Origin of the sequence: Aeromicrobium marinum DSM 15272 (genome assembly GCF_000160775.2) — a bacterium.
Taxonomy (GTDB): domain Bacteria; phylum Actinomycetota; class Actinomycetes; order Propionibacteriales; family Nocardioidaceae; genus Aeromicrobium; species Aeromicrobium marinum.
The window spans coordinates 2,409,194-2,424,361 of sequence record NZ_CM001024.1 but is presented as its reverse complement, the minus strand read 5'-3'; the positions used below and the strand labels follow the sequence as shown (position 1 = coordinate 2,424,361).

Genomic DNA, 15,168 nt, shown 5'->3' with positions numbered 1-15,168 from the left:
GGCCCGCTACGAGGCTGCACCGGCCGCGCCGCCGGCTCCGCCCGCGCCGGCCGGACCGGCGCCGGACCTGACGGCCGAGGAGACCGCCCGGCAGTGGGAGGTCGAGGAGGCCGACCGTATCGCCGCCGAGGCCGACCGCATCGCGAAGGGTGGTGGAGGGCGGCGGCGTCGGTCGCGGTCGTCGACCTCCGGGGTCGAGCGGATCGCCACCGAGGCCGGTCGGACCGCCGCCCGCGAGATCGTCAAGGCGATCTTCGGCCGCCGGCGTCGGTGAAACCGCCACCCACCCGCCACTCGCCGGGGGCAACGCCTGATGTCGGTCCGGTTTCGGCGTAACCTCGACCCATGGCACGCCCCGATCGACCCTCGCTCTACCTGGCCCTGTTGCAGCGCCACCTGGCCGACGGGCACGACTGGGTCGAGGCGTCCGAGCGGGCCCTGGTCGGTGTGGCCGAGGCCTACGACCTGGTCAAGCAGTCGGTGCTGGGTCCCCCGGCGCTGCGCTCCTCGGGCGACGCCGCCTGACAGCCGGCCCTCAGTCGAGCTCGACCACGTCGAGCCGGCGGATCCGGCCGTCGGTGACCTCGAGCCGGCCCAGTGTCCGGTGGGGTTGCCGGCGCTTGTCGGTGGGCGAACCGGGGTTGAACAGTCGCTGACCGTCGGCCTCGGTGTCCCACGGGATGTGGGAGTGGCCGAACACCACGAGACGCGCACCGGGGAAGCGCCGGCGCATCCTGCCGGTGCGGCCCGCGGCGGCACCACTGTCGTGGATCATCGCGACCGGCACGCCGGCCAGTTCGACCTCGAGCGTCTCCGGTGCACCCCAGGCGGCCACGTCCGGACCGTCGTTGTTGCCCTGGACCACGTGGACCGGCGCGAACTCGCGCAGCTCGTCCAGCACGTCCGGGGTGCACACGTCGCCGGCGTGCAGGATCAGGTCGACCGCGTCCAGGTGCTCCGCGACCGCCGGCGGGCACCCCTTCCAGAAGCGGGGTGCGTGGGTGTCGGCCAGCACGGCCACGCGCAGCACGTCGGCATCGCTCATGAGTCCATCGTGCCGTCCCGGGCGGAATAGCGTCGGGCGAGCGGTGTTGACCCCGACGTACCCCGCCGACCCGAGGAGCTCGTATGACCGCCACCCCCGCCGCACCCCACGCCTCCGGATCGGGCACGTTCCTGCTGGGCGGTGACCTGCCGGTCACCCGGCTCGGCTACGGCGCGATGCAGATCACCGGCGACGGGGTCTGGGGCGAGCCGCGTGACCGCGCGGCCGCGGTGGCCGTGCTGCGGCGGGCCGTCGAGCTGGGCGTGACCTTCATCGACACCGCCGACTCCTACGGCCCGAACGTGTCCGAGGAGATCATCCGCGAGGCCCTGCACCCGTACCGCGACGACGTCGTGATTGCGACCAAGGCCGGCCTGACGCGCACCGGGCCGGGCGAGTGGGTGCCGGTCGGGCGGCCGGCCTACCTCAAGCAGCAGGTCGAGCTGAGCCTGCGCCGGCTCGGCGTCGACCGCATCGACCTCATCCAGCTGCACCGGATCGACGGTGAGGTCCCGATCGCCGAGCAGGTGGGCGCCTTCAAGGATCTGCAGGATGCCGGCAAGGTCCGCCACATCGGCCTCAGCGAGGTCGGGATCGACCAGCTGCTGGAGGCGGAGCGCACCGCCGAGATCGTGTCGGTGCAGAACCTCTTCAACCTCACGGCACGCGACGCCGAACCGCTGCTCGACCACTGCACCGAGAACGGCATCGGTTTCATCCCGTGGTTCCCGCTCGCGACCGGCGGACTGGTCGAGGACGGCGGACCGCTGGCCGACCTCGCCCGCGAGCACGGGGCGACGCCGTCGCAGCTGGCCCTGGCCTGGCTGCTGCGGCGCTCACCCGTGGTGCTGCCCATCCCCGGGACGTCGAGCGTCGCGCACCTGGAGGACAACCTCGGTGCCGCGTCGATCGAGCTCACCGACGAGCAGTTCGAGGCGCTCGACGCCGTCGCCTGACCGGCGCCGGGCGGTTCAGTCGATGCGGCGGGTGTCGATGACCGAGTTCGGCCGGAACTGCACGATCCCGCCGCGGCGCGACGGTCGGACCAGGTCGAACCCGCCGGTCGTCTGCAGCACCCACGTCAGCGGCGGTTCGGACTGACCGAGGTGCCGCCCACCGATCGGGACGAACAGCGCCAGTGCCTCCTCGGCGCACGACAGGTGCGTCGGGGGAAAGACGTACAGGCCGAGGTCGTGCTCCTCCTCGGCCCCGATGAACGTGACCGGTCGGGTCAGCGGATCGCCGCAGATGCCGCAGACCCGGCTCAGGGCGCAGCGGATGGCGCGGCGCTTGACCACCCGGGAGTGGTCGAGCGCCCCGCCGTCGTCCTCGCAGGCGAACGGCACCGGCAGGCCGCCGGCCATCGGTCGCCCCGCGAGCACCTGGGTCATCGCGGTCACGCCGTCGAGGCGGCGCCCGACCACTTGCCGAGCTCGGAGCGACGCGTGGGCCGCTCGTCGTCACGCAGGCGACGCTTCGCCCGCGGCGAGGTGGGTGCCTCGTTCTCCGTGGTGCGCTTGTTCGGCAGCGACAGCTTCATGATCGTGCGGAAGGTCTGTCCGTACTGCTTGTACAGCGGGCCGGTGGTGTAGGGGATGTCGTAGCGCTTGCAGATGTCCTTCACCTTGACCGAGATCTGCGCGTAGCGGTTGCTGGGCAGGTCGGGGAACAGGTGGTGCTCGATCTGGTAGCCCAGCTGGCCGCTCATGATGTGCAGGAGCTTGCCGCCCTCGAAGTTGGCCGATCCGAGCATCTGCCGCAGGTACCACTCGGCGCGGGTCTCGTCCTCCAGCTCCTCCTCGGTGAAGTGCACCGCACCGTCGGGGAAGTGGCCGCAGAAGATGATCCCGTAGGTCCACAGGTTGCGGATGATGTTGGCCGTGAAGTTGGCCGTGAGCGTCTGCAGGAAGAACGGACCGGTCAACGCGGGGTAGATCACGTAGTCCTTGAGCGACTGCTTGCCGACCTTGTTGCCGATCTGCTTGAGCTGCTTCTTGAGCAGCTTGGGGTCCTTCTCGCGCTTGCGGATCGCCTCGATGTCGAGGTCGTGCAGGGCCACGCCCCACTCGAAGAACAGCGCCAGCAAGGCGTTGTAGACCGGCTGACCCAGGTTGTACGGCGTCCACTTCTGGTCGCGGCTCATCCGCAGGATGCCGTAGCCGATGTCGTTGTCGTGGCCGAGCACGTTCGTGAACTGGTGGTGGATGTAGTTGTGCGAGTGCTTCCACTGCTCGGCGGGCTGCGTGGTGTCCCACTCCCAGTTGCTGGAGTGGATCTCGGGGTCGTTCATCCAGTCCCACTGGCCGTGCATGGCGTTGTGGCCCAGCTCCATGTTCTCCAGGATCTTGGCCGAGCCGAGCAGCGCGGTGCCCAGCAGCCAGGCCGGGGGGAAGAAGCTGGCGAACAGGGTGATGCGACCGGCTGCGGCCAGCCGGCGCTGCAGGGTGATGACCCGCAGGATGTAGTCGCGGTCGGGCTGGCCGCGCGAGGCCTCGACCTCGGCGCGGATCTCGTCGAGCTCGCGACCGATCGCCTCGACCTCGTCGTCGGTCAGGTGGGTGTACTCGCGGACATCGGCGAAGGCCATGGGGTGCTCCTTGGTACGGGTGGTCGGAAGGGTTCGGTGGTCAGACGGACAGCGTGCAGTCGCCGACGGCGACCGAGATGCAGGTCTGGATGTACTCGCCGGGCTCGCCGTGCTCGTCGCCGCTGCGGAGGTCACGTACCCGCCCCGAGGCGAGGGGAACGTCGCAGGTGTGACAGATGCCCATGCGGCAGCCGTAGAGCATGTTGACGCCGGCCCGCTCGCCGGCCTCCAGCAGCGTGGTGGCACCGTCGACCTCGACGGTGGGACCACCCACGCCGAAGGTCGCGGTGCCGCCGGCGTCGCCGCCGCTGGCCACGTTGAGGGTGAAGCGCTCGACGTGGATCTGCTTCTCCAGACCCTGCTCGGCGTAGTGCTCGGTGAACGCGTCCAGCATCGGGCCGGGCCCGCAGGCCCAGGTGGTGCGTTCGCGCCAGTCGGGCACGGCCTCGTCGAGCTGGTCGGCGGTGAACATGCCGTCGGTGTCGGTGAAGCGCTCGTGGAACGTGAAGCCCGGGTAGCGCAGCGCGAGCACCCGCAGCTCGTAGAGGAACATCATGTCCTCCTCGCTGGTGGCGGAGTACACGAGCGTCGCGTCGGGCATCTGGTCGCGCCGGTCGAGGGTGCGCAGGATCGACATGACGGGCGTGATGCCGCTGCCGCCGACGACGAACAGCATCTTTTCCGGCGGCGGGTCGGGGACGGTGAAGTCACCCTGGGGGGCGGCGAGCCGCACGATCGTCCCCGGCTCGAGGCCGTTGACGAGGTGGTCGGACAGGAAGCCCTCCGGCATCGCCTTGACGGTGATGCTCACGGTCTTGCCCTCGACCAACGGAGGCGACGACAGCGAGTACGAACGCCAGTGGAACTTGCCGTCGATCTCGACGCCGATGCCGATGTACTGGCCGGGGGCGTGGTCGAACGTCCAGCCCCAGCCCGGCCGGATGACCAGCGTGGCGGCGCGTTCGGTCTCGGCCACGACCTTCTCCACCCGTCCGCGCAGCTCGCGCTGCGACCACAGGGGGTTGATCAGGGCGAGGTAGTCGTCGGGCGACAGGGGTGTGGTCATCGCCTTGCCGAGGGCTCGAAGCCTCCGCAGTGCCGCCGACCGCTCGATGAGTGGTGCTGTCACGATGCCTCCGGTGTCCGTCGTGTAACCGACTGTTACATCCGATCGCCTGCTGCACAAGGCGGCGGTGTCGTGACCGCCGTCATGTCGACCGTCCCCTCATCATGTGGCGGAAACCACTGGCGCGCCAGCGCATGGCCTCTGACCTGCGCAAGCATCCCGCGAGGTGATGACGCGGGATGGACTTCGGCACACGCCGAAAGGCCTGTGGCGTTCGTCACGCTGTGGGATCAGGCCTCACGAGGGCGTGCGGGCGAGGTAGACCGAGGCGGTCGCGTCGCGACCCTGGAGCGGGTTGTGGAAGGTGATCAGCTCGGCCCGTGCCTCGTGGAAGGCTGCGGCGAGGACGGCGGTGAAGCTGTCGTCGGGCGGGTCGTTGGACCACAGGGCGAACACGCCACCGGGGTGCAGGCGGGCGGCGACCCGGCCCAGGCCCGCGGTGTCGTAGAGGTCGGCGTGGCTGGGGTGCAGGTGGTGGCCGGGGGTGTGGTCGATGTCGACGACGATCGCGTCCCACCGGCGCCCGGGCCGGTCGGGGTCCAGCTCGCCGCCGTCGCGGAGGCCGGCGAAGAAGTCCGCGTGCACCAGTCGGCAGCGATCGTCGGCGGTCAGGATGATGCCGGCGGGGATCAGGTGCCGCTCGTGCCACTCGATGACCTCGGGGAGGGCGTCGACCACGACCAGCTCGGCCACCCGCGGATCCTCCAGCACGGCCAGGGCGGTGTACCCGAGGCCGAGCCCGCCCACGACGACGTCGATCCGCTCGCCGCGGGTGTCGGCCATGGCGAGATGGCCGAGAGCCGTCTCGGAGACGGTGAACAGGCTCGACATCAGGAACTCGTCGCCCAGCTTGATCTCGATGATGTCCTGCTGGGCGGTCACGTCGAAGCGTTCACGCAGCACCAGGTCGCCCATCGGGGTCGGCCGGAAGTCGAGCTCACGGAACAGTGCCACGGGGTGCAGCCTAGGCCGCGAGCAGCCGGTTCAGACGCGCAGTGGCGCGTCGTGGGTGGCTCGGCGGGCCTGGATGCCGGCGAGGGTGCGACGGATGCGGGTGGTCTCACGGTGTGCGGCAAGACGTTGGCGATACGCGCGGCGTGCAGGTCGGTGGTCCCGGGTGGTGAAGTCGAACTGGCCCCGCCCGTCGGGCGTGACCCGCAGGAGCTCGCGGTGGACGAGGTGATGGCATCGGACGCAGAGTCCGATCATCTCGTCGAGATCGGTACGGCCGCCGTGTTCCCACCAGGTGCTGTGATGGATCTCGAGATGCGTGTTCGTGCACCCGGGTGCGGCGCAGACGCCGTCCTGGCGGGCGATGATCGCCCGGCGTTGCTTGAGTGTCGCGAGCCTCTGGGTGCGGCCCACGTTCAGGATCCGCGCCTGGGGGAGTTCGCCGTCGCCGGAAGCGAGGATGCCGGTGACGTCGGAAACGCAGCCCAGGTAGGACAGGAGTTGGGGACCGATGGAGTCGAAGCCAGCCAGTCTCGCGGGACTGCCGGCGCCGGCGAGAGTGTCCGCACCCACGATCACCGACAGGTGGGGTCGGATGCCCTTGTCCGACGGGAGTCCTGCGTCGAGGACCGTGGACAGCAGGGTGTCGAGGGCGTCGACGCGTCGTTCGGGTCCGGTGCGGGTGTCCTCGGCGTCGGTGGGGGCGGCAATGGAGTCGAGGACGGCCTTCAGCTTGGCGCCGGTGACGGTGGAGAGGAATCCGTTGACGTGCCAGCCCATCGGGACCGGGCTGACGGTGAGGTCCTCCTTGTCCATGCCGTCGGCCCATGCCTGGTCGAGCTGGTCGGGGAACACGGCCTCGCGCAGCTGCCGCATGACCCTGCGGAGCTCGACCGGCTCACAGGCGAGGGCGACGTCGAGCAGCCACGGCTCGGCCTCGACGATGATCTGGCGGCCGATGTGGCGGATGCCGTAGGTGAACACCGCGACGTGCTCGACCCGGATCCGTCCCGCCTCGGCGGCAGCAGCGACCGCGGGCAGCTCCCGCAGGGTGGCCTCGGCGGCCAGGAGCTGCCGGGTGGTCAGCGCCGGCAACCGCAGGTGCCGGCGCGTCCAGGTCGTCATGGCCGATGCGCCGTCCAGCTCGTGACCCGCCGAGCGCTGCAGGGCGGCCAGGTGGTGGACCTTGGCTGCGTCCAGCGCGTCCTGCGCGGTCTGGATCGCGACCAGCACCTCGCGGTCGTCGCCTCCGCTCAACGCACCGGCAACGGTGCGAAGCGTGTCGACGATGGTCCCCGAGTCCATGCATCCATTGTACTCGAACACGCGTTCGATGACCAGAGGTCGGGCGGGAATTCTTGCTGGAAGTGTGGTGGTTTCGAGGCTCCTCGCAGAGCTCGTCGCACCTCAACCACCGACCCGCCCCCGAGCCGGCCCCCCGGTGGTTGAGGTGCGAGCCTGGGCGCCCCATCCCTGGCCCGAGCCCTCGGTGGTTGAGGTGCGAGCCTGCGAGCCTCGAAACCACAGGAGCGGCACCTCAGGCGCGACGGGGCCGGCACGCCAGCACCACCGCGGCCCCCACCAGCGACACCGCGGCGGTGACCACGACGGCGACGTTCCAGCCGCTGATCAGGTCGTCGACGGGTGATCCCGGTCCCGGTCGTGCCGCCACGACGGCCACGACCGTGACCCCCACGGCCGATCCCACGTAGCGCGCGGTGTTGTTGGCGCCGCTGCCCATCCCGCCGCGGCCCGGGGGCACGCTCGCCACGGCCTCGCGGCCCAGTGCCGCATTCACGACTCCCGATGCCACTCCGGCCACCAGGAGGCCGGGCAGGAAGTGCAGCCAGGTCGAGTCGGCCCGCACGCCGGTGAGCGTGAGCTGTCCGCAGGCGACGACGAGCAGACCGATGGCGAGCTGGACCCGACCGGGGAACCTCGGGGGGATGCGGCGGGCGAGCAGTGCGGTGACCACGCTGGTGACCGACCACGCGAGCAGGAGGAGTGCCGCCTCGAGCGGGGTGATGCCGAGCGCGGCCTCCAGGAAGCCGAGCAGGTACGACATCAGGGCGATGATGCCGCCACCCGTCACGCCTGCGGCCACCGTCGCCGCGAGAAAGGGGGGATGCGTGAGCAGGGACAGCTCGATCATGGGACTGGTGCTGCGGTGCTCGACCACGGCGAAGCCGGCGAGGAGCGCGGCGCTCGCCAGGGCGAGGCCGACGACCACCGGTCGGTCCCATCCCGACCGTCCTTCGACCAGGGCTGCCAGGAAGCTGCTCACCGCCAGGGCGAGCAGCGCGGCACCTCCCAGGTCGAGCCCGCGGGGTTCGAGCATCCGGGACTCGTCGACGAGTGCCAGGGCGAGGACGCCCACGGCGACCGAGGCCACGGCGAGCACGGCGTAGGCCGCCCGCCAGCTCACCACCTGGTCGAGCGAAGCGGCGAGGACCGGTCCGATCGCGATGCCGGTGCCGACGCTGGCGCCCCACACGCCGCTGGCGCGTGCCCGTGCGGGACCGGCAGGGAACGCGTGCGCGATGATCCCGAGGCTCGAGGCGATGACGGCGGCGGACCCGACACCCTGCACGATCCGTGCCGCGACGAACACCACGACCGACGACGTGACCACGCATGCGAGCGACCCGGCGACGAGCACGGCGAGCCCGACCACGAACGCGCGGCGACGGCCCACGTCGTCGGCGATGGTGCCGGCGGTCAGGAGGGCGGCACCGAGACCGATGCTCATCGAGCTGAGGATCCAGGTCCGGCCGGACACCCCTGCACCGAGGTCGGACCCGGTCGGACCGATCGTGGCCAGCGTCATCGTGAAGGCGATCAGCGACAGCACGGTGCCCAGGGCCGCCACGAGCAGCGCCGCGCGCGGCGAGCGCACGGGTGCCGGGTCACGCAGGGACATGGCGGGCCTCTCGACGGCACGGGGACGCTCCGACGGTAGTTCGTGCCCGTGCCGACGGGACCACCGACGCCGACGGGATCTGCACAGGACCCTCACGTCTCGTCCCCGATTCCCGACCATGCCGGCTCCCGCGAAGACCCGCTGGCAGTGACGTTTCGGCCCCGAAATCGTCGAATCAGGGGCCGAAACGTCACCCCCAGCGGGAGCGGGAGGGCCATGGCACGTGGGGGAGGCTTCGCCCCCTCATGGGCCGGGACGCGAAGAAACCAGCACACCGGGCCGATCGGCCCAGCAGTGCTGGCTCCTTGCGTTGCAGCGGAGGATAGGGGACTCCGTCGCGGCTCGTTCCTCGCCGCTCCTCCCCGAATCCACTGTGCCCGTAGGACGCACCAACGCCCCCAGCAAAGAGCGCTGGAGGCGTTGCCACGTCTGGCGGAGGATAGGGGATTCGAACCCCTGAGAGCTTTCACTCAACCCGCTTTCCAAGCGAGCGCACTAGGCCACTATGCGAATCCTCCGCGGACGAGCCTAGCGGCCGTGCCGGGCTTGGGTCGCACCGGGACGCCCGCTACGCTGGCGGCAGCCCCTCGCGCGGCGACACATCACCCAACTCCCCCAGGGCCGGAAGGCAGCAAGGGTCAGTGACCTCTGTCGGGTGCGCGAGGGGTCCTTGCATTCCCGGCCCCGTTCAGGCCTCAGCGCTTGGTGCGGGCCCGCAGCGGTCCGACCAGCCGCGGGCCGGACAGGCGAGGAGCGAGCTTGCGGGCCTCGGCCCGCAGCGGCTGGGCGATGTACTCGCCGAGGATCGCGCCGGCCGCCAACGACAACGCCACTGCCACTGCGGTGATCATCGCGATGATGCCGGTGAAGTCCTCCGCCGCGAGCAGCGACAGCGCGCGGTAGATGGACAGGCCCGGGAGCAGCGGCACGATCGTCGCCACCACGATCACCAACGGCGGCACCCGCAGACGCCCGGCCAGCGTGTAGCTGACCAGGCCGATGAAGATCGCCGCGATGGCCGCGGGCTGGGCGCGACCCAGGCCGCTCTCCAGCAGCACCAGGAAGATCGCCGCGGCGGCGCCCCCCACCACCGCGATCGGCAGCAGCGCCCGCCGGGGGGAGTAGGCCGAGAAGGCGAACGCGCTCGCCGCCACGGCAGCACCCGCCACCATGAGCGGGATCTCGGACAGGGCGGCCGCGCCGGGGTTGACGGCGATGTCGACGCCCAGCAGCTCGCCGACGGTGAGGCCGCCGCTGACCCCGACGATGATGCCGGTCGTCGACAGCATGACCTCCAGGATCCGGGCGCCCGCAGTGAGCGGGAAGCCGGTCAGGGCGTCCTGGATGGCGCCGATGAAGCCCAGACCGGCGAGCAGCGTCACGATGCTGGTCGAGATGACCAGCGACGGATTGACCGGCACGTCGGTCGCCGCGACCCCCACGGCCAAGGACGACGCGAAGAGGCCGCCCGCCACCTGCGCGTAGAAGAACGGCAGCCGCAGCCGCGCGAGCCGGCGCTGCAGGACCTCGATGCCCATGGCGGCGACGGCGGCGATCACCATCACGAGCCAGTCCCCTCCGAGGAGCAGAGCGATGCCGGCGCCGGTGACGCCCGAGCTGACCGTGATCGCCCACCGTGGGGTGGAGTGCCCGGTCGAGGAGATCCGCATCATCTGGCTGCGGGCCTCGTCGAGGTCGACGCGGTCGTCGAGGACGTCCCCGACCAGGTGGTCCACCCGGGTCAGGTCGTCGAAGTCGGTCTCACGCTGCGTCACGTGGCGGGTCAGCGAGTACGCCGTGTCGTCGAAGCTCTGCTGGTAGGTGATCGTGAGCGTCGTGAAGGTCACGTCGATGACGGCGTGCCGGAGGCCGTAGTGGTGCGCGATCGACGACGCCGTCGCCGTCACGTCGGCCGCGCCGGCGCCGTTGGACAACAGCATCTCGCCCACGCGCAGGGCGAGGTCGAGGGTCTTGCGGATCTCACGGACGTCGTTCACCTGCCCATGGTGTCTGGTCGCCGGTCGGCGCGCCAAACCCGGACCGGCCGCCCCGCCCCCGTCGGTAGGATGCGTGCCGGACGATCCCGACCGAGGAGACCGCATGCCCGCCTGGACCCCTGACCTGCTGGGTCGTGGCTACGAACGCACCGAGATCCCGCTCGGCACGGATCCCGACGGCGAGGGGCCGATCGAGGCGGTGCTGGTGCGCCGCACGCGTCCGAAGCGCGCCAAGGTCACCGGCGCGGTGCTGTACGTCCACGGGTTCAGCGACTACTTCTTCCAGACCCACGTCGCCGACTTCTTCGCCGAGCGAGGTTACGCGTTCTACGCCCTCGACCTGCGCAAGTGCGGTCGGTCCCGCCGCCCCGGTCAGACCCCGCACTACGTGTCCGACCTCGCGATGTACGACGTCGAGCTCGACCGCGCGCTCCTCACCGTCCGTGACGAGGTCCCCGGAGCCCCGATCGTCCTGGCCAGCCACTCCACCGGAGGACTCGTGCTGCCGCTGTGGCTGGACCGGCTCAACCGTCGGCCCGGCGGCACCCCGGCGCTGGACATCCACGGGCTGATCCTCAACAGCCCGTGGTTCGACCTGCAGGGCGGCCCGTTCCTGCGCAGCGTCGGCACCCAGCTGATCCGCGCGTTCTCCAAGGTCCGGCCCAAGGACGTCGTCAAGCTCCCGCCGACCGACGCCTACGGCACCAGCCTGCACGCCGGTCACGCCGGCGAGTGGACGTTCGACCTCGACTTCAAGCCGGTCACCGGGTTCCCGGTCACCTACGGGTGGATGACGGCGATCCGGCACGGTCACGCACAGCTGCACCGCGGGCTCGACGTGGGCGTGCCGTCCCTGGTGCTGCGGTCGGACAAGACGCACTTCGCCCGGTCGCACCGCGAGGAGGTCGACACCGCCGACGCGGTGCTCGACGTGCAGCAGATCGGCCGCTGGGCGGGTTGCTTGGGCAACGCGGTCACGTCGCTGCCCATCCCGGACGCCCGGCACGACGTCTTCCTCTCGCTGCCCGAGCCGCGGGCGGCGGCGTTCGCGGCCGTCGACGCCTGGCTCGCCGGCACCCTGACGTCGACGGCCTGAGCGGCTCGATCGCTCGTCGCGCGACGCTGGGCAGGCGCCCGTAGGGTCGAAGGGAATCGCGACCCGGGAGCCCTCATGCCGATCTCGACCCCCGTCCGACGATGCGCCGTCGCCGCCGTGGCCGTGCTGCTGACCGCCTGCGGCGCGTCCGGTGGCTCCGGGTCCGCCCCGTCCGCCGCCTCCGCATCGGGGTCCCCGGTCGACGACGGTCTGCTGCTCCCGGACCTGACGACCTTGCCGGCCAGCTCGGTGCAGATGGACACCTCGTCCGGGGTGCGGCTGCTGCGCTTCGGCACCACCCTCGCGAACGTGGGGGTGGGACCGCTGGAGCTGGTGCCCGACGGTGCGGTCACCTGCCCCGCCGGCGAGCGCTCGTTCGGCCAGGACGTCCGGGTCGACGTCGACGAGGACGGGGAGTACTCCCGTGACGTCGACGTGCGGACCGAACGCTTCGGCGGAGTGTGCAGCCTGTTCCACGCCGACCACGACCACTGGCACATCGAGGGCAGCGCCCGCTACGAGCTGTTCACCGACGACGGTGAGCCGGTCATCGAGCAGGACAAGGTCAGCTTCTGCCTGCGCGACACCGACCTGGTGCCGGGCCAGCCGCTGACCGTCGGGCTCACCTACGGCGCCTGCTCGCGGGACGCGCTGCAGGGCATCTCGCCCGGGTGGGGCGACCTGTACGACTTCGACCTCAACGGCCAAGTGATGCCGCTGCCCGCCGACCTCGCCGACGGCACCTACTGCCTGGTGATGACGGCGGACCCGCTCGACCTCGTCCGTGAGACCGACGAGGACAACAACGCGTCGGTCACCCCGGTCTCGATCGAGGGCGACACGGCCGGCGCGTCGACCGTCGCGGCGGCCTGCGCCGATGTCTGAGCGGCATCGGCGCCGTCGATCGGTCATCATCGGGTGGTGACCGACGAGACCGACGCATCCGGGCTGCCCGCAGCCGGCCTGGGAGACCGGGCGGCCGTCGCGCTGGTGTTCGGGTCGTCGGCCGCCGTGCTCGTGGTCGAGCTGGTGGCCCTGCGGCTGCTGGCCCCCTACCTGGGCCTGACGCTGGAGACCAGCACGCTGGTCATCGGGATCGCCCTCACCGCGATCGCCCTCGGCTCGTGGGGCGGCGGCCGTGCCGCCGACCGCGTCGACCCGCGGCGGGCCCTGGGACCGTTGCTCGCCGTCTCCGGCGTCGGCGTCGCCGTGACCCCGGTGGCGCTGCGGTCGGCGGGCGCCTCCGGGGACGACCTGCTGCTGCTGATGGTCGCGACCGCCGCCATCCTCGTGCCCGCGTCGTTGCTGTCGGCGGTCACCCCGATGGTCACCAAGCTGCGCCTCACCGACCTGGCCCGCACCGGTTCGGTCGTGGGGCGGCTGTCCGGCATCGGCACCGCCGGTGCGATCGTCGGGACCATCCTGACCGGCTTCGTCCTGATCTCCCGCGTCCCGGTCACCGGGATCCTGCTGGGTCTGGGGGGTCTGCTGGTGGTCGCTGCGGCCGTGGTCGAGGTGGCCGTGCGGGGCTGGCGGTTCGGACTGGGGCCCGCGGCGCTCGTCCTCGTCGGGGGACTGGCCGCCGTGGTGGCGCCCGACGCCTGCGACGTCGAGACCACCTACCACTGCGCCTCGGTCGAGGTCGATCCCGACCGGGAGAGCGGTCGCACCCTGGTCCTCGACGGGCTGCGCCACTCCTACGTCGACCTGGCGGATCCGACCCACCTGGAGTTCGAGTACGTGCGGGCCGTGGCGGCCGTCGTCGACACGTTGCACCCCACCGACGACCCGATCGAGGCCTACCACCTCGGGGGCGGCGGACTCACCGTCCCGCGCTGGCTCGACGCGACCCGGCCGGGCTCGCGCAGCGTGGTCTCCGAGATCGATCCCGGCGTCGTGCGGATCGATCGCGAGCAGCTCGGCCTCGCCACCGGACCCGACCTGCAGGTGCGGGTCGAGGACGGGCGGCTGGGGCTCGGCCGTCTCGCGGACGACAGCCGGGCGCTCGTGGTGGGTGATGCGTTCGGCGGCGTCGCACCGCCGTGGCACCTCACGACGGTCGAGGCGATCGCCGAGGTCCGCCGGGTCCTCGACCCCGACGGCGCGTACGTCGCCAACCTGATCGACTACGGCGAGCTCGGCTTCGCGCGGGCCGAGGTGGCGACCATCGGTGCGGTGTTCGACCACGTGGCGATCGCCGCGGATCCCGAGGTGTTCGAGTTCGGCGGCGGCGGCAACATGGTCGTGGTCGGTTCCGACCGGCCGCTCGACCTCGTGACGATGCGGGCAGCGCTGGCCGACCGGGAGGTGCCCTGGCGGCTGGTGTCCGGGGCCGACCTGCAGGCCTGGGTCGGCGACGCACGGGTCCTCACCGACGACCGCGCCCCGACCGACCAGCTGCTGACCCCGTACCCCGTGGCCTGACGCGGGTCAGGCGGCCGGAGTCCTGCCGGCCAGCACCGTCTGCAGGAGATCGGCGTCGCAGTTGCCGCCGCTCAGCACCATGCCGACGGTCGACCCGCCGATGTGGTCGGTCTCGGCGAGCGCGCCGGCGAAGGCGAGCGACCCCGCCGGTTCGGGCAGCTGGTGCACGGTGCCGAGGACCAGGCGCATGGCGTCGGCCGCGAGGTCCTCGGACACGGTGACGATGCGCGCGGCTCCGGCCACCATGACGGCCAGGGCGGTGGGGTCGGGCCGGCGGCACGCGACCCCGTCGACGAAGGTCGACGCATCGGCCGGCGTGACGGTGCCGGCGGCGAAGGACCGCGCCGTGGCCGGCGCCGCCTCGCTCACGACGCCGACGATCTCGGTCGGCAGGCCCAGCAGGTCGCGCACGGCGATCAGGCCGCTGATGCCCGAGCCCATCCCGACCGGCACGTAGACGGTGTCGAAGGGCGCCGCGACGAGGAACTCGGCGGCGTAGGTCGCGACACCGGCGACGAGGTCGGGATGGAAGGGGGGCACGGCCTCGAGTCCGCGCTCGGCCGCGAGCTCGGCGGAGTGCTCGGCCGCCTCCTGGAAGTCGTGCCCGTGCACCACCAGCTCGGCCCCGAACGCCTCCATCGCGGCGTTCTTGTCGGGGCTGTTGCCGTGGGGCACGACGATGACCACCTCGAGGCCCGCCTGGCGGCCGGCCCACGCGAGCGACTGTCCGTGGTTGCCACGGGTCGCCGAGACGATGCCGCGGACCCGGGGTCGCTCCCGCCGCAACCGCTCGACGTAGACGAGGCCGCCGCGCACCTTGAACGCGCCGGTGGGGGTCTGGTTCTCGTGCTTGACCCACGCCGTCGCGCCGAGGGCGCGGCCCAGCAGCGGCCACTCGTGCTGGGGAGTGGGTCCGAAGTGCCGGGCCACGACGGCACGGGCACGGTCCAGGGTCGGCAGGTCCAGGCTCACCCCGCCAGTGTGGACCCTGCCGGGGGCCGGACCAGGGCGGTGGGCCCTGT

Annotated in this window: 15 protein-coding genes, 1 tRNA gene and 1 other RNA gene; 7 read left to right on the top strand and 10 right to left on the bottom strand. The window is 71.7% G+C overall.

Going from position 1 to position 15,168, the window contains the following annotated elements; translation table 11 throughout:
* The coding region (locus HMPREF0063_RS16845; protein WP_007079011.1) for a hypothetical protein at positions 1 to 274 on the top strand (274 nt) is incomplete at its 5' end.
* A 71-nt stretch (positions 275 to 345) separates the two neighbouring features.
* Positions 346 to 525: a hypothetical protein gene (locus HMPREF0063_RS12320; protein WP_007079010.1), complete on the top strand. Its 180-nt coding sequence runs from the start codon at positions 346 to 348 to the stop codon at positions 523 to 525.
* A 10-nt stretch (positions 526 to 535) separates the two neighbouring features.
* On the opposite strand, the gene HMPREF0063_RS12315 is transcribed toward HMPREF0063_RS12320, so the two are convergent.
* Complete coding sequence (locus HMPREF0063_RS12315; protein ID WP_007079009.1) at positions 536 to 1,045, bottom strand: metallophosphoesterase family protein; 510 nt, start codon at positions 1,043 to 1,045, stop codon at positions 536 to 538.
* 83 nt (positions 1,046 to 1,128) lie between these two features.
* On the opposite strand from HMPREF0063_RS12315, the gene HMPREF0063_RS12310 reads away from it, so the two are divergent.
* Positions 1,129 to 2,001: an aldo/keto reductase gene (locus HMPREF0063_RS12310; protein ID WP_007079008.1), complete on the top strand. Its 873-nt coding sequence runs from the start codon at positions 1,129 to 1,131 to the stop codon at positions 1,999 to 2,001.
* A gap of 15 nt (positions 2,002 to 2,016) precedes the next feature.
* On the opposite strand, the gene HMPREF0063_RS12305 is transcribed toward HMPREF0063_RS12310, so the two are convergent.
* The 7 genes from HMPREF0063_RS12305 to HMPREF0063_RS12275 form a co-directional block, all read right to left on the bottom strand.
* Complete coding sequence (locus tag HMPREF0063_RS12305; RefSeq protein ID WP_156794118.1) at positions 2,017 to 2,445, bottom strand: hypothetical protein; 429 nt, start codon at positions 2,443 to 2,445, stop codon at positions 2,017 to 2,019.
* Complete coding sequence (locus tag HMPREF0063_RS12300; protein ID WP_007079006.1) at positions 2,442 to 3,632, bottom strand: fatty acid desaturase family protein; 1,191 nt, start codon at positions 3,630 to 3,632, stop codon at positions 2,442 to 2,444. The genes HMPREF0063_RS12305 and HMPREF0063_RS12300 overlap by 4 nt, the downstream gene beginning before the upstream one ends.
* Before the next feature lie 40 nt (positions 3,633 to 3,672).
* Positions 3,673 to 4,761 (bottom strand): ferredoxin reductase, encoded by a 1,089-nt coding sequence (locus HMPREF0063_RS12295; protein WP_007079005.1) that lies wholly within the window; start codon positions 4,759 to 4,761, stop codon positions 3,673 to 3,675.
* A gap of 234 nt (positions 4,762 to 4,995) precedes the next feature.
* Positions 4,996 to 5,712: a spermidine synthase family protein gene (locus tag HMPREF0063_RS12290; RefSeq protein WP_007079004.1), complete on the bottom strand. Its 717-nt coding sequence runs from the start codon at positions 5,710 to 5,712 to the stop codon at positions 4,996 to 4,998.
* 30 nt (positions 5,713 to 5,742) lie between these two features.
* On the bottom strand, positions 5,743 to 7,014 hold the full coding sequence (locus HMPREF0063_RS12285; protein WP_007079003.1) for an HNH endonuclease signature motif containing protein: 1,272 nt from the start codon (positions 7,012 to 7,014) through the stop codon (positions 5,743 to 5,745).
* 232 nt (positions 7,015 to 7,246) lie between these two features.
* Complete coding sequence (locus HMPREF0063_RS12280; RefSeq protein WP_007079002.1) at positions 7,247 to 8,629, bottom strand: MFS transporter; 1,383 nt, start codon at positions 8,627 to 8,629, stop codon at positions 7,247 to 7,249.
* Positions 8,630 to 9,059: 430 nt separating this feature from the next.
* Positions 9,060 to 9,147 (bottom strand) — tRNA-Ser (locus HMPREF0063_RS12275).
* A 60-nt stretch (positions 9,148 to 9,207) separates the two neighbouring features.
* On the opposite strand from HMPREF0063_RS12275, the gene ffs reads away from it, so the two are divergent.
* Positions 9,208 to 9,304: signal recognition particle sRNA small type (ffs, locus tag HMPREF0063_RS16065), an RNA gene on the top strand.
* A 20-nt stretch (positions 9,305 to 9,324) separates the two neighbouring features.
* On the opposite strand, the gene HMPREF0063_RS12270 is transcribed toward ffs, so the two are convergent.
* The gene (locus HMPREF0063_RS12270) at positions 9,325 to 10,626 is read right to left on the bottom strand and encodes a threonine/serine exporter family protein (protein WP_007079001.1); all 1,302 of its coding nucleotides are present in this window, start codon (positions 10,624 to 10,626) and stop codon (positions 9,325 to 9,327) included.
* Between the two features lie 103 nt (positions 10,627 to 10,729).
* On the opposite strand from HMPREF0063_RS12270, the gene HMPREF0063_RS12265 reads away from it, so the two are divergent.
* The 3 genes from HMPREF0063_RS12265 (at position 10,730) to HMPREF0063_RS12255 (ending at position 14,146) form a co-directional block, all read left to right on the top strand.
* Positions 10,730 to 11,722 carry an alpha/beta hydrolase gene (locus tag HMPREF0063_RS12265; protein WP_040320857.1) on the top strand — a complete coding sequence of 331 codons (993 nt, stop codon included), beginning with the start codon at positions 10,730 to 10,732 and terminating at the stop codon, positions 11,720 to 11,722.
* A gap of 75 nt (positions 11,723 to 11,797) precedes the next feature.
* Positions 11,798 to 12,607: a lysyl oxidase family protein gene (locus tag HMPREF0063_RS12260; RefSeq protein ID WP_040320270.1), complete on the top strand. Its 810-nt coding sequence runs from the start codon at positions 11,798 to 11,800 to the stop codon at positions 12,605 to 12,607.
* Positions 12,608 to 12,643: 36 nt separating this feature from the next.
* Complete coding sequence (locus HMPREF0063_RS12255) at positions 12,644 to 14,146, top strand: fused MFS/spermidine synthase (protein WP_040320856.1); 1,503 nt, start codon at positions 12,644 to 12,646, stop codon at positions 14,144 to 14,146.
* Between the two features lie 6 nt (positions 14,147 to 14,152).
* Here HMPREF0063_RS12255 and HMPREF0063_RS12250 read toward each other — a convergent pair whose 3' ends face one another.
* Positions 14,153 to 15,118 (bottom strand): threonine dehydratase, encoded by a 966-nt coding sequence (locus HMPREF0063_RS12250; protein WP_211208731.1) that lies wholly within the window; start codon positions 15,116 to 15,118, stop codon positions 14,153 to 14,155.
* Positions 15,119 to 15,168 lie beyond the last annotated feature (50 nt).

Excerpts from the sequence above, each read along its gene's own strand:
- HMPREF0063_RS12320 (WP_007079010.1), top strand. The coding sequence starts at position 346 with ATGGCACGCCCCGATCGACCCTCGCTCTACCTGGCCCTGTTGCAGCGC.
- HMPREF0063_RS12315 (WP_007079009.1), bottom strand. The coding sequence starts at position 1,045 with ATGAGCGATGCCGACGTGCTGCGCGTGGCCGTGCTGGCCGACACCCAC.
- HMPREF0063_RS12310 (WP_007079008.1), top strand. The coding sequence starts at position 1,129 with ATGACCGCCACCCCCGCCGCACCCCACGCCTCCGGATCGGGCACGTTC.
- HMPREF0063_RS12300 (WP_007079006.1), bottom strand. The coding sequence starts at position 3,632 with ATGGCCTTCGCCGATGTCCGCGAGTACACCCACCTGACCGACGACGAG.
- HMPREF0063_RS12285 (WP_007079003.1), bottom strand. The coding sequence starts at position 7,014 with ATGGACTCGGGGACCATCGTCGACACGCTTCGCACCGTTGCCGGTGCG.
- HMPREF0063_RS12280 (WP_007079002.1), bottom strand. The coding sequence starts at position 8,629 with ATGTCCCTGCGTGACCCGGCACCCGTGCGCTCGCCGCGCGCGGCGCTG.
- HMPREF0063_RS12265 (WP_040320857.1), top strand. The coding sequence starts at position 10,730 with ATGCCCGCCTGGACCCCTGACCTGCTGGGTCGTGGCTACGAACGCACC.
- HMPREF0063_RS12260 (WP_040320270.1), top strand. The coding sequence starts at position 11,798 with ATGCCGATCTCGACCCCCGTCCGACGATGCGCCGTCGCCGCCGTGGCC.